The organism is Vibrio sp. 1CM2L, from assembly GCF_023161695.1.
Lineage (GTDB): Bacteria > Pseudomonadota > Gammaproteobacteria > Enterobacterales > Vibrionaceae > Vibrio > Vibrio coralliirubri.
Genome location: NZ_JALNTT010000003.1, coordinates 196,776 through 212,031, shown reverse-complemented (window position 1 = coordinate 212,031; position 15,256 = coordinate 196,776). Strand labels below are relative to the sequence as shown.

16 protein-coding genes are annotated in these 15,256 nt (G+C 42.9%); 3 read left to right on the top strand and 13 right to left on the bottom strand.

Annotated elements, in window-relative coordinates:
* Positions 1 to 72: 72 nt before the first annotated feature.
* On the bottom strand, positions 73 to 513 hold the full coding sequence (locus MSG34_RS10985) for a YbaY family lipoprotein (RefSeq protein WP_029222253.1): 441 nt from the start codon (positions 511 to 513) through the stop codon (positions 73 to 75).
* A gap of 168 nt (positions 514 to 681) precedes the next feature.
* Between MSG34_RS10985 and tesB the strand changes: the two genes are divergently transcribed.
* Complete coding sequence (tesB, locus tag MSG34_RS10980; RefSeq protein WP_248337383.1) at positions 682 to 1,542, top strand: acyl-CoA thioesterase II; 861 nt, start codon at positions 682 to 684, stop codon at positions 1,540 to 1,542.
* Between the two features lie 133 nt (positions 1,543 to 1,675).
* Here tesB and MSG34_RS10975 read toward each other — a convergent pair whose 3' ends face one another.
* A complete protein-coding gene (locus MSG34_RS10975; RefSeq protein ID WP_065584123.1) occupies positions 1,676 to 2,341 on the bottom strand; it encodes a hypothetical protein in 666 nt (221 codons plus the stop codon).
* An 89-nt stretch (positions 2,342 to 2,430) separates the two neighbouring features.
* On the bottom strand, positions 2,431 to 2,904 hold the full coding sequence (locus MSG34_RS10970) for an Lrp/AsnC family transcriptional regulator (RefSeq protein WP_017062025.1): 474 nt from the start codon (positions 2,902 to 2,904) through the stop codon (positions 2,431 to 2,433).
* A 129-nt stretch (positions 2,905 to 3,033) separates the two neighbouring features.
* On the opposite strand from MSG34_RS10970, the gene MSG34_RS10965 reads away from it, so the two are divergent.
* A complete protein-coding gene (locus tag MSG34_RS10965) occupies positions 3,034 to 4,101 on the top strand; it encodes a PLP-dependent cysteine synthase family protein (protein WP_017064069.1) in 1,068 nt (355 codons plus the stop codon).
* 98 nt (positions 4,102 to 4,199) lie between these two features.
* On the opposite strand, the gene MSG34_RS10960 is transcribed toward MSG34_RS10965, so the two are convergent.
* From MSG34_RS10960 to MSG34_RS10925, 8 genes are all read right to left on the bottom strand, one after another.
* On the bottom strand, positions 4,200 to 4,472 hold the full coding sequence (locus MSG34_RS10960; RefSeq protein ID WP_048616802.1) for a hypothetical protein: 273 nt from the start codon (positions 4,470 to 4,472) through the stop codon (positions 4,200 to 4,202).
* Positions 4,473 to 4,556: 84 nt separating this feature from the next.
* The gene (locus tag MSG34_RS10955) at positions 4,557 to 5,105 is read right to left on the bottom strand and encodes a DUF3332 family protein (RefSeq protein WP_248337381.1); all 549 of its coding nucleotides are present in this window, start codon (positions 5,103 to 5,105) and stop codon (positions 4,557 to 4,559) included.
* Positions 5,106 to 5,121: 16 nt separating this feature from the next.
* A complete protein-coding gene (locus MSG34_RS10950) occupies positions 5,122 to 5,823 on the bottom strand; it encodes a hypothetical protein (RefSeq protein ID WP_193840516.1) in 702 nt (233 codons plus the stop codon).
* A 172-nt stretch (positions 5,824 to 5,995) separates the two neighbouring features.
* A complete protein-coding gene (locus MSG34_RS10945; RefSeq protein ID WP_193840515.1) occupies positions 5,996 to 6,862 on the bottom strand; it encodes a DUF302 domain-containing protein in 867 nt (288 codons plus the stop codon).
* A gap of 54 nt (positions 6,863 to 6,916) precedes the next feature.
* Positions 6,917 to 7,414, bottom strand: a complete 498-nt coding sequence (locus MSG34_RS10940) for a hypothetical protein (protein ID WP_228012682.1) — start codon at positions 7,412 to 7,414, stop codon at positions 6,917 to 6,919.
* A gap of 80 nt (positions 7,415 to 7,494) precedes the next feature.
* Positions 7,495 to 8,001 (bottom strand): chalcone isomerase family protein, encoded by a 507-nt coding sequence (locus tag MSG34_RS10935; protein WP_248337379.1) that lies wholly within the window; start codon positions 7,999 to 8,001, stop codon positions 7,495 to 7,497.
* Between the two features lie 61 nt (positions 8,002 to 8,062).
* Positions 8,063 to 8,728, bottom strand: coding sequence for an NAD(P)H-binding protein (locus MSG34_RS10930; protein ID WP_248337377.1), 666 nt, complete (start codon positions 8,726 to 8,728; stop codon positions 8,063 to 8,065).
* A 446-nt stretch (positions 8,729 to 9,174) separates the two neighbouring features.
* Positions 9,175 to 9,669: a hypothetical protein gene (locus tag MSG34_RS10925; RefSeq protein ID WP_048614791.1), complete on the bottom strand. Its 495-nt coding sequence runs from the start codon at positions 9,667 to 9,669 to the stop codon at positions 9,175 to 9,177.
* Positions 9,670 to 9,901: 232 nt separating this feature from the next.
* Here MSG34_RS10925 and MSG34_RS10920 point away from each other — a divergent pair, with 232 nt between their 5' ends.
* Positions 9,902 to 10,225: a DUF1244 domain-containing protein gene (locus MSG34_RS10920; RefSeq protein WP_017094028.1), complete on the top strand. Its 324-nt coding sequence runs from the start codon at positions 9,902 to 9,904 to the stop codon at positions 10,223 to 10,225.
* Between the two features lie 208 nt (positions 10,226 to 10,433).
* Here MSG34_RS10920 and vexH read toward each other — a convergent pair whose 3' ends face one another.
* Positions 10,434 to 13,547, bottom strand: a complete 3,114-nt coding sequence (gene vexH, locus MSG34_RS10915; RefSeq protein ID WP_017062023.1) for a vibriobactin export RND transporter permease subunit VexH — start codon at positions 13,545 to 13,547, stop codon at positions 10,434 to 10,436.
* On the bottom strand, positions 13,547 to 14,623 hold the full coding sequence (locus MSG34_RS10910; RefSeq protein WP_248337375.1) for an efflux RND transporter periplasmic adaptor subunit: 1,077 nt from the start codon (positions 14,621 to 14,623) through the stop codon (positions 13,547 to 13,549). Before MSG34_RS10910 ends, vexH begins: the two co-directional genes overlap by 1 nt.
* Between the last annotated feature and the right edge of the window lie 633 nt (positions 14,624 to 15,256).

Sequence of the window (15,256 nt, the reverse complement as noted above, 5' to 3'; positions counted from 1 at the left end):
TGCCACTAATCGCTAATTCAACTGGCTAAGTTAAGCCAATCAAGATGCCTTAACAGTGGCATCGATTTCTGATTAACGAACACCAACCAAACGTAGGTCTGCTTGCTGTGTATTTTCTACATCAGTAATTACTGACTTAATAGTGTCAGTAGTGAAGCGCAGTTTACCGTCAACGTGAATCGTTGCGCGCATGTTGTAACGGTGGTTAGCTTTAATCTTGTTATTGTCGTAGCTCAGCTCGAATGCGAACGGCACTTGCTTACCGTCAGTGGTGAACTCTTGAGTTGCGATAACTGTCGATGGTGCGTCAGCAAGTGAGATGTCTTCTAGCGTAACAGTCACCACGGCATTCTCTGGCAATGCAATTCTTTCACGGTAGCTTACTGTTCCTGAAATCACTTGAGTGTTCTCTGCAACCACTTCCTGAGAAGCGTTCGTTTCTGATGTTGCTTGGCAACCAACAAGTAGGCCAAACGATACTAAAGACGTAATAAGAATTAGAGCCTTTTTCATATTCAATTTCTCTCAACATGTTTGCCGGACTCGGCAAATCTACCCACCAATTATAAGAGAGCTTTCATATTCTGTCTTGAAACCCTATGATTTATTGACAGATATCTGACTAAGCTAAATGATTAACACCATAATCTGACACCCATTTTACGAAGAGGAATGCTGGCGATGAGTCAACCTTTACAAGAATTACTAAGTTTACTTCAGCTAGAAAAACTGGAAGAAGGTTTATTCCGTGGGCAAAGTGAGAACCTAGGCCTACCACAGGTATACGGCGGTCAGGTATTGGGACAAGCGCTTTCTGCTGCTCGTTATACCGTTCAAGACGACCGTAGCGTTCACTCGTTCCACAGTTATTTTCTGTTTCCCGGCGACCCTGAAAAGCCAATCATTTACGATGTTGAGAACCTACGAGATGGACGCAGCTTTAGCACACGCCGTGTAAAAGCGATTCAAAATGGCCGCCCTATTTTCTATCTCACCGCTTCTTATCATGGCGATGCGCCAGGTTTTGAGCACCAGATTTCAATGCCTGACATTCCTGGACCAGAGAACTTCGCCTCAGAAACAGAATTAGCGAGCCACATTGCGGAATTCCTACCAGAGAAACTGCGCAAAACCTTCTGTGGCGAAAAGCCGATTGAAATGCGCCCGGTGACGGTGGTAAATCCACTGAAACCTAAGAAGACGGAAGCGAAACAATACCTTTGGGTAAGAGCAAATGGTGCGATGCCAGACAACCAATTGATTCACCAATACCTGCTTGCTTACGCTTCGGACTGGGGATTCTTGGTGACGGCGCTTCACCCGCATGAAGTCTCTATCATGACGCCAAATTTCCAAGTAGCAACGATTGACCATTCAATCTGGTTCCACCGCCCATTCAAAATGGATGAATGGCTGCTTTATGCGATTGAAAGCCCAACGGCGGCGAACACTCGCGGCCTAGTGCGCGGCGAGATCTTTAACCAGAGAGGTGAGCTCGTAGCAACAGCAGTACAAGAAGGTGTGATGCGTTTTACTAAGTAGCGCTCAAATAAATAGCGAATAAACGCTTCTTACAAGCCCCAAATACGCACAAACAAAAAGAGGCTAGGTTCAATACCTAGCCTCTTTCTTTAATGACGCTTAAGACAACCCGTCACATAAAAATCAATAAAACCTACTCAACTTCTAATGTTGGCTCAAACTCGCTCTGTACTCGCGTTTTGATGCCATCACCTGCGTCACGCAGTAAGTTAAATGGCGATAACACTACGCCTTTCACCGCGCCCTCTGCGGCTCCCTGAGCGAGCTCTTTACTCTTATCCGCTAACAAATTAGCTTGTGCCAAAATACCTGGGACTTCCGCTCGTAGCATTTCAGATTCCGTGACGATGACAGGAATAGTCTGTTCGCGGTAAGACTTACTTTCAGCGAGCATTGGTGGCATTACGTCTACGCGGTATCTCTTTAATTCAGTTAATGTTGGAGGAATAACATCGGTTCTTACCTGCTCGACTTCCGTTCGAACATTTTTGACTTCATCTAATATCGCAGGGATTTTGTTGTCGACCGAGGCTACGGTTTGATTCACGTCATCGATCGTCTTTCTAACTTCTTCGACAGTGTTTAATACCTGAGGAGCAAGATCGCTGACATGTTCTGCAAGCGCTAATAGCTCTTCTACTTTAAGCCCCTTGGTGAGGCCCGATATGTCTTCGATAACTTGCGGGTAAGTATCAACGATTTCACCGACTTTATTGGTAAACGAGTAGATGGTGTAACCCAAGTAAAAAATGGCGACCGCCAATACTAGCTGGATAGCGGTAGATACTTTTGCAAACATGAATAATCCTTTTCTTTATCGCAGAGGCGAGATCTAAACTGAGAAGATATCTAAACTAAAGCGATAGTTAATCTATTACTAGGCGCAGCTTAAAGCGGCAATGCTGTCGTGTACTTCAACGGTTCCATCGCAAACGTCGAGGTCACATTGGAGATACCATCAATGCTATTCACCAAGCGCTTATAGAAATCATCAAAGCACTTCATGTCTTTAACCTGAACCTTCATCATATAATCATATTCGCCAGCCATGCGATAGAACTCCATCACTTCTGGAAATTCCGACACAGTATTCACAAAACGACCATACCACTCATGAGAATGATCACTGGTTTTCACTAATACGAACGCAGTAAAGGAAAGATCCAGTTTTTCTGGGTTCAGCAGTGCGACTCTTTTCTCAATAATGCCGTTCTCTTCGAGGCGCTTAAGCCTTTTCCAACAAGGCGTTGTGGTGAGATTGACCGCTTCAGAAATATCGTTCAATGACAGGGTGCTGTCTTCTTGCAGTAACCCTAATATTTTTTTATCTACGGCATCTATCACACTTTCACCAAATCGCATTTAAAGAGAATAATTTTCTACAATTTAAGCAAAACAAAGCAAATATGGCAAAGTTTTTCTCTCCGATTATGGATAAATTAGAACCATACCAATTACAAAGAATTCCTACACTCGATCAGGAGAACGCTTATGTGCACTGACCATCAATGGATTAACAACGCGATTCGTAAAATTGAAGCGGACTACCAACGCTCAGCGGATACGCACCTTATCAAGCTCGATCTACCAAGTATCGAAGGCATTGATGTTTACCTTAAAGATGAAAGCACACACCCTACAGGCTCTTTAAAGCACCGTTTAGCGCGTTCTCTCTTCTTATACGCTATCTGTAACGGTTGGGTTGGTCCAGAAACAACAATCATTGAATCTTCATCGGGTAGCACCGCGGTATCTGAAGCGTACTTTGCTCGCCTACTTGGCCTGCCGTTTATTGCAGTAATGCCAAAATGCACAGCGAAGAAGAAGATTGAGCAGATTGAATTCTACGGCGGCCAAGCGCATCTTGTTGACCGCTCAGATGAAATTTACGATGAGTCTCGCCGTTTAGCAGAAGAATTGAATGGTCACTACATGGATCAATTTACTTACGCTGAGCGCGCAACCGACTGGCGTGGTAACAACAACATCGCGAACTCGATTTTCAATCAAATGCAGATGGAAGATCACCCAGTTCCAGCTTGGGTAGTAATGAGCCCAGGTACTGGCGGTACTTCAGCGACGATTGGCCGTTTCATTCGCTACCAACAACATGAAACTAAGCTTTGTGTTGTCGACCCTGAAAACTCTGTATTCCACGAATACTTCCAAACAGGCAATGCGAACGTGAAAGGCAGTACATTCAGCAAGATTGAAGGCATTGGTCGCCCACGAGCAGAGCCAAGCTTCATTCCTGGTGTGGTTGACGAAATGCGCAAAATTCCAGATGCAGCAAGTATCGCAACGACACATTGGTTATCTGACATTCTTGGCCGCAAGGTTGGCGCATCAACCGGGACTAACATGTACGGTGTGCTTCAGCTAGCCAGTGAAATGAAAGCACGTGGAGAAAAAGGTTCTATCGTGACTTTACTGTGTGACAGTGGTGAGCGTTACCTAGACACTTACTTCAATGACGAGTGGGTAAATCTGAATATCGGAGACCTACAACCTTATGCAGCGAAGCTAGAAGCTTTCTCGCAAACGGGTGAACTGGCTTAGGTACATTAACTAACAAGTTTACAATAACAAAAAGGACGAAGTTAACTTCGTCCTTTTTCTTTATAACAAGCCCCTATTAAGACACTTATTAATCGCTATCACTGTGTTATTTTTGTCACTACAGACAAAGACGCATTATCACTATAAGTATCTACAAACAAAAATCCTTCCAGTTTAACTTTACCTTTTGTGTTAAACAGAGTTTCAAACGCATTATCAATATATTTATCTAATGAACAACATGACACTAGAAAATTATCTGTTTGCACTAAAAAACTACACCCCGGATAAGACATATCATCGACAGGTTGAATATTCTTTTTAGTAAGGCTACTTTTTACAATAAAACCAGTCACGCCAAATTGATTCATATTAATATCCTGAAAGCTTGATTATTAATCGTAAATATTTAGAAATAATAGGCGAACAATAAAGTTCACTTTAACAATGGATGATTATGAGCTCACTTCAAATGCTTCTGATAACACCTCTACAGAGGTTTCAGAGACAAACTCACCATCAACAAAGTACTTAACGTTTGCACCTTCCTTCACGCCGGTTACCGTTGAAGAAGTGCCGTCAACATAAGTCACTTCCATCTCAATAGTATTTTCGTCAATGGTTCTTATGTGACTGTCTTCAATGTTGTGGTACGTCAGAGGATCAATCGGTGCATCACGCAATGAAGGATCAAGATCGCTATTAATATCAATCATTGTCTCGACTTTACTATCAAAGATATGCGGAGTGCCGTCGAAAGGGTTTGACCCCGTCCAGAACTCAATTGAGTTAACAACGAAGTAATCTGCCAATGTTGTAAAGCCATAAACGGGTACCAATAAGAAGTTAACACCGCCACGTGCATAGCGGTTATCAACAACCTTTATGTTGAACTCCATTAACTTTTTAGTCGTGAAATTGCTACCGACACAACCGCTAAGAATTGGGGCAAGTAACAGGATACCCGCAAGCTTGATCGAACTATTTTTACTGAAGATTTTCATTTCATCTACCTACGACTTAGAAATAGTAACCGAATTCAATACCAACAGAGGTATCGTCAAATTCATACATAGTTACGGATGCATTCACATCAACATTGCCGTTAGTCCAACCCAGCGCATTTTCAAACACAGTGTCGACATCAGAATCCAAGAAGTAAGTAAAATCACCGCGGTAATACATGTTACCAAATGGCACCAAAACGCCCGCTTCTAGGTCAAAGCCGTCGCTCACATCACCCGTTGAATAGTTGGCACCCACGTTCCATGCACCAAAGCCAGCATCAGCGACGTAGTTACCACCGACGGTAAGATTGTCGTAGTCTCCAGAGATATTCCACTCACCATCAATAACAATGTTATTTGAAATATTGTATTGGCCAGATAGTGTAATGACATCTTCTCTATCATAATGGTCATTTAATTTATCATTACCAAAGTCAATATCAAGAGTATCGTAGCTTAAACCGATGCTAGCTTTATCATTAATACCGTAGGTAGCTTCAACGCCTATTATATTCACGTCATATCGATCAAACTCTTGTGTATCGTATCCAGCTTTAATACTACTCTGAACATTTCTGACATCTTGATTGTGATAATTATTTTCAGCTTGTACCTCTTGTTCTACATTTTCTGAATTCGTTGTATCGTTTGCAGATACTACACTAGAAAAAGAAATAACAAATAAAGAAGATAATGTTAAAAGTTGTGTTTTCATGATATTCCAATGGTTAAATTTCAATGCCAAAATGGCAGTGTTAAAATTAGGCTATTAAATTAGCCGTTGTTTTTAGGCAATAAAAAGCCACGCCATAATTTTAAAAACATGGCTTTTTATTAATGTGAATTAATTAGATGTTAATTATCGATATAAATCGTAAGGCGATAGATTATTTTTCTACCGCACCGCCGAGAGTTTTACCCAATCGAAAGTTGATGACCTTATGAGAAATTGCATTGTCCTGATAATGGAGTTCAGACATGTCGACAATATTATTGTAAGCAACCGTCACTTGACCGTTTTCTTCAGTCACTAATACTTTTTGGCCAAAAGCATCCAATCCAATACTTGGGAAATCGGTCATTGCTTTTGCACCTGGCGCTGGTCCACCAAAAACGAGCAGGGTCGCATTAGGTAATGACTCACCAATCGCTTCTGCTCTAGCCTTAAAATCCCAGTTCATAAACCAAACCGTGTCACCTTGAGCAAGAACATCTCGTTTAATATTGTTCAGTGTCGTTTCAAAATCATACTCTGATACTAATGTTTCAATGCCGTAGTTCTTTGTTAAGCCTTCGCTCTGAACTGGTGCAATGTTATCTAGCTCATTAGTTAGCGATGCCGTTTTTTCTGCGTACTGCTCAAGGGCTTCGTTATCCATTATTCCGTGTCGCTTTTGAATAAACTGAGCATCGGTATAAATTACTTTTTGCTCGCCATTTTCAACATAATTCAAAACACGAAATGGTAAATCGAGCCCTACTTGTAAACTGTCTTTGAGCAACTGAGTATTCAGCTGGTCGTCGGTATAAAAGTCCACTCGACTTGGTGCTAAATATTCATTTGCCTGTTCAGCTAATCGAGAATGGTCGATAGTTAACACTTTATCTAACCCGTTATCTTCAGCGTTTTTATCAACAATGAGCACACTCTCATCAACGGCATTTAGTTGAGATTGATGAGCGTTCTGATCAACGGTCGTTTCGCAACCTAGAATGGGCAGAACACACAAAGCAATTAAAGACAGTTTTTTCATAGATAACCTCTTTAGAGTTTGAAAATGATTGAAGACAAAACGAAACAATCAAATCTATTGAATATTATGATCGGAAACAAAGTCTTCAAGAACTGAGTGGGCGCGCTTTAGGTCACCATCATTCAAATGGACTAAGTACCCATACAGCGCTTTTTCATGCTCTACCATATAAGTCATTTCTTTTTCATAACCGACTGGGCTGAATGCTTGAATATCCTTAAGCTGATGAACAAATCGCTCTGCGCTGCCCTCTAAATATCTCGCCCCTAAATATGGCATCACTTTCAAAGACAACGTCACTGTTTTAGCAAAAAACTTATCTTTACAATGAATAGTGCTATCAACACCGTATTGTTTGCGGACAGGGTTCATCACAATGGTATTGTGTTGCTCCATTTTACTGAGCAAGTCCAAGCTGTTTGCTGTCATACTGCCTGGCGGGTTATGTTTGAGTTCAGAAAATACCTGTTTACCTAAGTTTCGAAATACCAACTCATACTTAAGTCCCTTCGCAAACTCTCTGTACTCAGCTTTCTCAATTCTCGTCATCATATTTTCTCCACTCATAGCAACGAACGATGGCAAAGTTAACACCATTATCATGAGGAAATTGCCCCACTTTAAGTTGGCTGTTATAGCAAATCATCAACAGGGGTCTCACCTAGCCAGATATTCCTTAAAGCAACACTCTGTTTTGAAGAGGCTTTAGCCTGATACACAACGTCATTGTTATATTGAATCTGCATCGTTTCCCCTCTGTAGATAATGGCAATCACATCGCCTTTAATGAGCGGCATGGATAGGCTATCCACTAGTTTTTGGATATTTGAGTCTTTCATATTAATGCCTGGGTTTGACTCTTCCAGCGCCTCAATAGTGGCTGTTGTTACTTTTTCTTGTGTTAACTTCTCAGGCGTAAACGTCAATAGAAGTGCGCTATCACCTTCTTTGCTTTTCAAGTGACTAATATCGTAATAGTCGACAAACCATAATGTGCGAGTATTTTCTGCGACCATTCGATAATCATCGAATGCCCACGATTCAAATTGCGCCTGCGAAGACTCGACTTTTAGATCGTGACTGAACGCTTCCCCTGCCATCACAAGAGTCATCAACAAAAATGTTACTTTGTATCTCATTGGTATCTCTTCCTACATTCAGGTTTAAACATCGCAGGTACTCGCTCATACCGAGATGGGTCTAAGACGCTAGCTTCATCATGTCGAGAGAATCTAATCTCTCCACCTTTCTTGAGCTCGGAAATGTCAAATGAACCAAAATGCTGTTTGCAATATTCGATGCTTGAATTGGTCGATATTTTTTCATTCTGCCGATCATCATCGGCTTAAGTACCTTAAGAGCACCTTGAAGTAACTTTTCGTCAGTTCTCTTCTCCTGTCGATCCCCTGCTAACGGGCCCGGGTGTAGGAAAGTCGTTTTCTCAAAATCAAGTAATTCAACGTCATTTTCCATCTCCCCTTTGCAGCGAAGGTAATGCGAGCGAGCTTTACTATCAGCTCCAAGACATGACACGACGATTAAGTGCTTAACTCCAAGATCTTTCATGTTTGCTGCGGTCGACACGACTAGGTCAACATCAATTGCACGAAGTTTATCTTTGGTACCCGATTTTTTAATCGTGCTACCTAAAGCGATAATCCCAACGTCCGGAAGATCTGAATTTAAATGGATTGCAGGAACACTTAGATTACTGTCAATTATCTGCTTCAATTTCTGATGCTGCGTATTGAGTTCACGTCGAGACAGTGCGTAAACAGTACTGATATTCTGACTGCCTAATAAAGTGCTCAGCGTTTCTCGTCCAACTAAGCCACTCGAACCAGCAATAATAATTGATCTATTCATATGCAATTCACCGTTTAAAGTTATGTCGTCTCGACGTTGTATACATAATAAACGCAACAAACCGACCGGTCTAGTCAGAATATTGTCAACTTTGTCAGGATTAGACTGATCGGTTTACATATTCGAAGATGAAACGAATTGGCCGCTGAAATATAGATCTGATTAGTGAAGGGTTAAAACGCGAACGCTCGACAAGTTTTGGGGAGACCGTTACTGATACTCCAAGAACCGGTAAGAGCCGATTTAAGTATCAGTATAGATATAGATGACTTGATCATTGAATGAGTCGTTGAAGTGTTTGGTACTTAAAACCGAGCGAGAGCTCAATGAGGATATCTAGGGGGACAAGCTTTCAAATCGCCAATGGCGACGAAACAACATGAACACGTCACGTGTTAGGAGTTAGACTGCGTTTCGCGCGATGAAAATTGTGTAAATTAATCTATTTATTGCTGAATATTCTCAAGAACAGACTCGGGAATAATATTCTCTATCGCCACATACTGACCAACATCTAGGAATGCGAAACAGCTATAAGCCAAGCTACTCCAGCCTAAAATAGACAATGTCAGCATGCCAAATGTTTTCACGCCACTTTGATTCAATCGTTTCGAAACAAAGGTATAACTCGGAATTCCGACTAAGACAGGAGCCAAAATAGCCATCGACAGTTGGCCGTATTGATTCCATTTTTTCATGAATTTTCTGAGTTTTGGTTTAAAGACAGCGCCTTTTTGTTTCTTAAATAAAGTTGAATAGACGGGAGCAATTTTCCAACCTGCATACGCAGCAATCATCGCTGGGATTAAATTAAACAACAGCATTTCTGGGTAGGAGTAAGATAGAAACGCGGCAATAGCAGGCCCTGAATAGGTTTTCCAAAGGCTTAACAGTGCCATCGATAAACCAATAGCCAAGTATGTTTCAAATGCTAATGTCATGCTTTGATCTCCTCTCTCCGGTTTACTGCTTCAATGATCTGATTGTCTAATTTGAAGTGTTGAATGAATAATACACAACACAGACCGACCGGTCTAGTTATGGTTTCTTATCCTATAAGAACCTAGAAATCTGAGGGGTACATACTCAAACCAATGAATGAGTATTGGCGTCAATCTCGCAGCCGTGTAGACTCTAATTAAGGATAATCATTAACTTGAAAAGGAAAGAGTTTTGGCTGAATTCAAATACAAGCAACTAACTCAAGAAGAACAAGACAAGCTAGATGCCGCTTCATTTCGTCGCCTATTATCTCATCTAGACAACAATAAAGACGTGCAAAACATCGACCTAATGATTTTGGCTGGCTTTTGCCGAAATTGCTTTAGCAAATGGTATGCAGCAGAAGCTGAATTGATGGGAGTCGATTTAGATTTAGACGATGCACGTGAACGTGTTTATGGCATGACTTACGATGAATGGAAAGCTAACCATCAACCGAAAGCGACGCCTGAACAATTGGCCGCGTTTGAAGCTCGCCAAGCGAAAAAGAGTTAAGAAATTGGACACCAAATAAGAGTTCGTATCCTGAGCGAAGTTTTATTTTCGATTGAACGCATTCCTACTTTCAATCATCAATATTTAGCAAACAAAAAGCCCAGTAACTGCCTCCAATAGTTGGACACCAGTTACTGGGCTTTCTTTATCAAGCTTTAAACTTAAGGGCTATAACAACTTTCTATAGTCTAGCCCTTAGTTTTACCAACTAACCGTGAGAGGTTCTTCCCACGTTGTCATGGCTAAGCTCTTTATTAAGTTCCGCTTCCACGTGACCCGGAGAGCGTGTTGAGCCAGAAATCAGTCGGTACATCGCAGGGATAACGAACAGAGTAACCAATGTCGCGAAGCCCATACCGAAGAAGATAACCGTACCCACTGCCACTCGGCTTTCATAGCCTGCGCCCGTTGAAGTAATCAATGGGATTGCACCGGCTAGTGTCGTGAATGCCGTCATCATGATTGGACGTAAGCGTCGAGCCGAAGCATCAATGATCGCCTTTTCAAACTCAATACCACGGTCACGAAGTTGGTTAGCAAACTCAACGATCAAGATACCGTTTTTGGTTACCATACCGATCAACATGATCATACCAATCTGGCTGTAGACATTGAGCCCTTGACTCATCAGCACCAAGCCTAAGAAGCCACCAAAGATACCCATAGGTACGGTGAACATCACCACCAGTGGGTTAATGAAGCTTTCAAACTGCGCGGCCAGTACCAAGTACGCGACCAGCATCGCTAGCGCAAATACCACTAAGATACTTGATTGGTTCTCTTTGAAGTCTTTTGACTCGCCAGAGTAGCTCACTGAAATATCACCCGGTAGCTGTTCAATCGCTTGTTCATCAAGGAAATCGAGCGCGTCACCTAGCGTGTAACCTTCCATTAGGTTCGCTTTGATGGTCACCGATTTCTGCTTGTTGTAGTGCGACAAACGAATCGATGATGCCACTTCTTCAATGTGCGTCAGCGTATCGAGTGTAACTAGCTCACCAGACTGAGTTCGCATGTAGATTTGGCTTAAGTCGTTCGCGTTGTTGAAGCTGTTTTCATCGCCACGCAGATACACGTCGTACTCTTCACCACGATCAACGAAGGTCGTTTCACTGCGGCCACCAAGCATGATTTCTAACGTATCTGAAATGTCAGAAACGCTAACACCTAGCTCTGCTGCACGCTGCTTATCTACGGTTACCAATAGCTCTGGTGTTTTCTCAGAGTAATCAATGTCCGCGCCTTCCATCATTGGAGAGTCTTCAGCCGCTTGTTTTAAGAGCTCTGCCCACTTCTGAAGTTCAGAGTAATCAGAACCGCCAAGTACGAATTGAACAGGCTCACTTGAACCACCTTTGAAGCCCGGCATGAACGGGAATACACGCACATCTGGAATGCCGTTCAACGATTTACGAACTTCGTTCAACGCTTCTTGTGCGGTAACGTCACGCTCATCCCAATCTTCTAGGATCATGATTACGAAGCCCGTTTGGTCGCCCGCATTACCACCAAACGCTGGTGATTGAATACTGAATGACTTCAAGAAGCCTTGACCAAGCAATGGCATTAAACGCTCTTCAACGATGTCCATGTTGGCAGACATACGGTTGTAACTGGTTGCATCGGCACCACGAACAAACGCAAAGATAACACCACGGTCTTCTTGTGGCGTCAGTTGCGACGGCACTTGTTGCATCAAGCCATAACTACCGCCCATACACGCGATAATGATGATTGGAGCAGCCCAACGCCAGTTTAGAGCACGGCGCAACACCGCGCGGTAACCAGATTCAAGCTTGCCAAATACGCGCTCGACAAACAGGTTAAAGCGATTTGGTTTAACGTTCGCTTTTAGAATTTTACTGCCTAATACCGGCGTTAACGTTAATGCGACTAGCGACGAGAAGATCACCGACATCGCGAGCAATACAGAAAACTCGGTAAACAACAGGCCAACCATACCGTCCATGAACGAGATTGGTAGGAATACCATTACCAATACAAGCGTTGTTGCGATTACCGCGAAGCCTACTTCACGAGTACCTTTATAGGCAGCAAGCAGCGGTGACTCACCACGTTCAATATGGTGGAAAATGTTCTCAACCACCACGATCGCATCATCTACCACCAAACCGATCGACAAGATAAGTGCCATCAGGGTAATCAGGTTGATAGAGAAACCGAAGTAGTACGCGGCAATAAACGACGAGATCAGAGATACAGGTACGGTTACCGCAGGAATAAGTGTTGCACGTGCTTGACCAATAAAGATGTAAAGCACAAGGATAACCAAGCCACCCGTAATAAAGAGCGTGCTGTAAACCTCAGAGATCGAACGGTCGATAAACACAGTTGAGTCATAGTCGACGGCCAAACGAGTCCCATCAGGCAAGAACTTTTGAATTGCTTCGACTTCTTTATGAACTAAGTCTGCCACCTCAAGTGGATTCGCATCTGACTGAGGCACAATACCCATACTTACGTTAACAACGCCGTCACTCTTAAAGGTCGAGTTCTCGTTTTCTGCGCCAATGTAAACATCCGCTACGTCTTTTAAGTAGATAGGTGTGTTATCAGAGGCACGTTTAACGACTAGGTATTCGAAATCTTCCGCTTCAGTGTAAGAACGAGCAGTACGAACCGACATCACAATCGCATCGTTACGTACTTCACCACCTGGGCTTTCAATGTTCTCACTGTTCAGAGCAGAAGTGATGTCCGAGGTAGTCACGCCACGACCCGCCATCTGAGCAGGTTTCAGCTTCACATACATTACTTTGTACAAGCCACCTGAGATATCCACTGAGCTCACGCCCGAGATCAAACTAAAGCGGTCAATCAACACACGTTCGGTGTAGTCGGTTAACTGCGTTCGGTCCATCTCCGTCGAACTTAAGTTGATGTAGACAGAGGCTTCACCACTACCATTGTTCTTATAAACAATTGGGTCGTCGGCTTCATCGGGCAATGAACGCTGCGCACGAGCTACGGCGTCACGAACATCACTCACACCAGTATTGAGGTCGTAACCAAGCTCAAAAGTAATCGTGATACGCGACATACCGTTACGCGTTGTGGATTCGATCTCATCGATACCACTAATGCCGGATAACTGGTCTTCAAGGTTGGAGGTTATTTGGCTTTCAATGATGGTGGCAGACGCACCCTCATAGCGAGTACTGATCGATACTACCGGGCTTTCAATATCTGGCATCTCACGAACTGCGAGCTTATTGAAAGAGACAATACCAAACACAACCAATAGTAGGCTCAATACGACGGCCGCTACTGGTCTCTTTACAGAAACATCAGATAACAACATTAGTTAGCGCCTTCTTGTGCTTTTTTATCGCTTGCAGCATCAGCCGGGCGATTAACAGTAAGCTCTTGAACCGAGACACCGTCACGCATATTCACGATACCTTGCACCACGATCTTCTGGCCAATTTCGATGCCTTTGTCGATCACGACTTCGTTATCAATACGTGCCCCAAGGAATACTTCTGTACGAGTTGCTTTGTTATCTTCGTCAATAACATAAACGAAGCGCTTCGTACCTGAATACTCAAGCGCTTGAACGGGAATGATTGGCGCTTCTACTGGTGGGAAGTCCATGTCCGCTGCCACTAGCATGCCTGGCTTTAGATAATCATTATTGTTGTCGAAGTGGATTCGAACTCGAAGGTTCAAGGTTTCAGCGTTAATACGAGAATCGATGCCTACTACAGTACCAGTGAACTGAGTGTCGCCCCATGCGCTAGTACGAGCCGTTACTTTCATACCTTTAGACAGTTTAGAAAGGTAGCGCTCCGGGATCTGCAGATCTAATTGCATTACCGATAGGTCATCTAGGGTCACGAGTTCAGTACCTGCTGTCACCATTTTACCGCGGCTAAAGTCGATAAAACCAACAGTGCCCGAGAATGGCGCGCTGATGTGAAGATCTTTCAGATTGGCATTTGCAGCAGCTAAACGAGCGTTGGCAATCTCTACGTTCGTTTTCTGAGCGTCAATTTCAGTTTGCGTGATCGCGTTACGTTTCACTAGGCGTTGAAATTCCGCTAGCTTACGTTGCTCGTCTTTTAGATAAGCTTGTGCTTCTGCAACCGCCGCTTTCGCTTTATCGTCATCAAGCTGAACCAACATCTGCCCTTTAGTGACATCTTGATTGGCTTTAATGTTGATAGAGTCCACTCTGCCAGCCACTTCAGAAGTGATCATTACCGATTGCTCGGCTTCTAACTTACCGACCAACGAAAGAGATTGGCTAACTTGGTGAATATCAACCTGCTCAGTAACAACAGTGACAGCGCTAGGGCCCATACGCTTAGCAAGTACGGCTGGAGACGCCATAAGAATAGACAAGCTAAGCAGGGTTAAAACAGATTTATGCTTCATAATAATGGTCTGCAAGTAAGTTTATACCAATCACAGTGAGTAAGTGGTCAGAAATAGCTTAGGGAAAAGCTTGAGAACAAGGCAGCTCTTTTCAACAGATAGTTTCGATAAGTAGTTATTCTACAATCAAAATATCTGACGCTGTTCTCGAGCATTTTAGCAAGCTAGAATGACAAGTTACTTACTACGATAGGTATTATTATCTATAAATGAAATTAACCGTATTCTATCAACTGATGAATGCTGTAACGTCAAGAAGTGTAAATCTAGATTAAATTCCATTTACGTTTCATCATGTTTTAGAAACATTGAACACAATACAGAAAGCCAGTCACCTCAAGGTGTTACCTATCAGTACGTAAACCTTAGTACAGATGTTCACTTCACGAGCAATATGCGTACTTTTCGCCATCTTTGCCCAAAAAGGCAGCATTTAACACAAAACCATAAGAAAAACCCTTTACAGGTTTAGCGTGTTTGCTATGATGCGCTCCGCACTTGAGAGATGCGTTGGGAAAAACATCTCTTTAGCCTATCCATTATGAGTTAGGAAAAAACACCCTGGAGGGGTTCCCGAGTGGCCAAAGGGAGCAGACTGTAAATCTGCCGGCACTGCCTTCGATGGTTCGAATC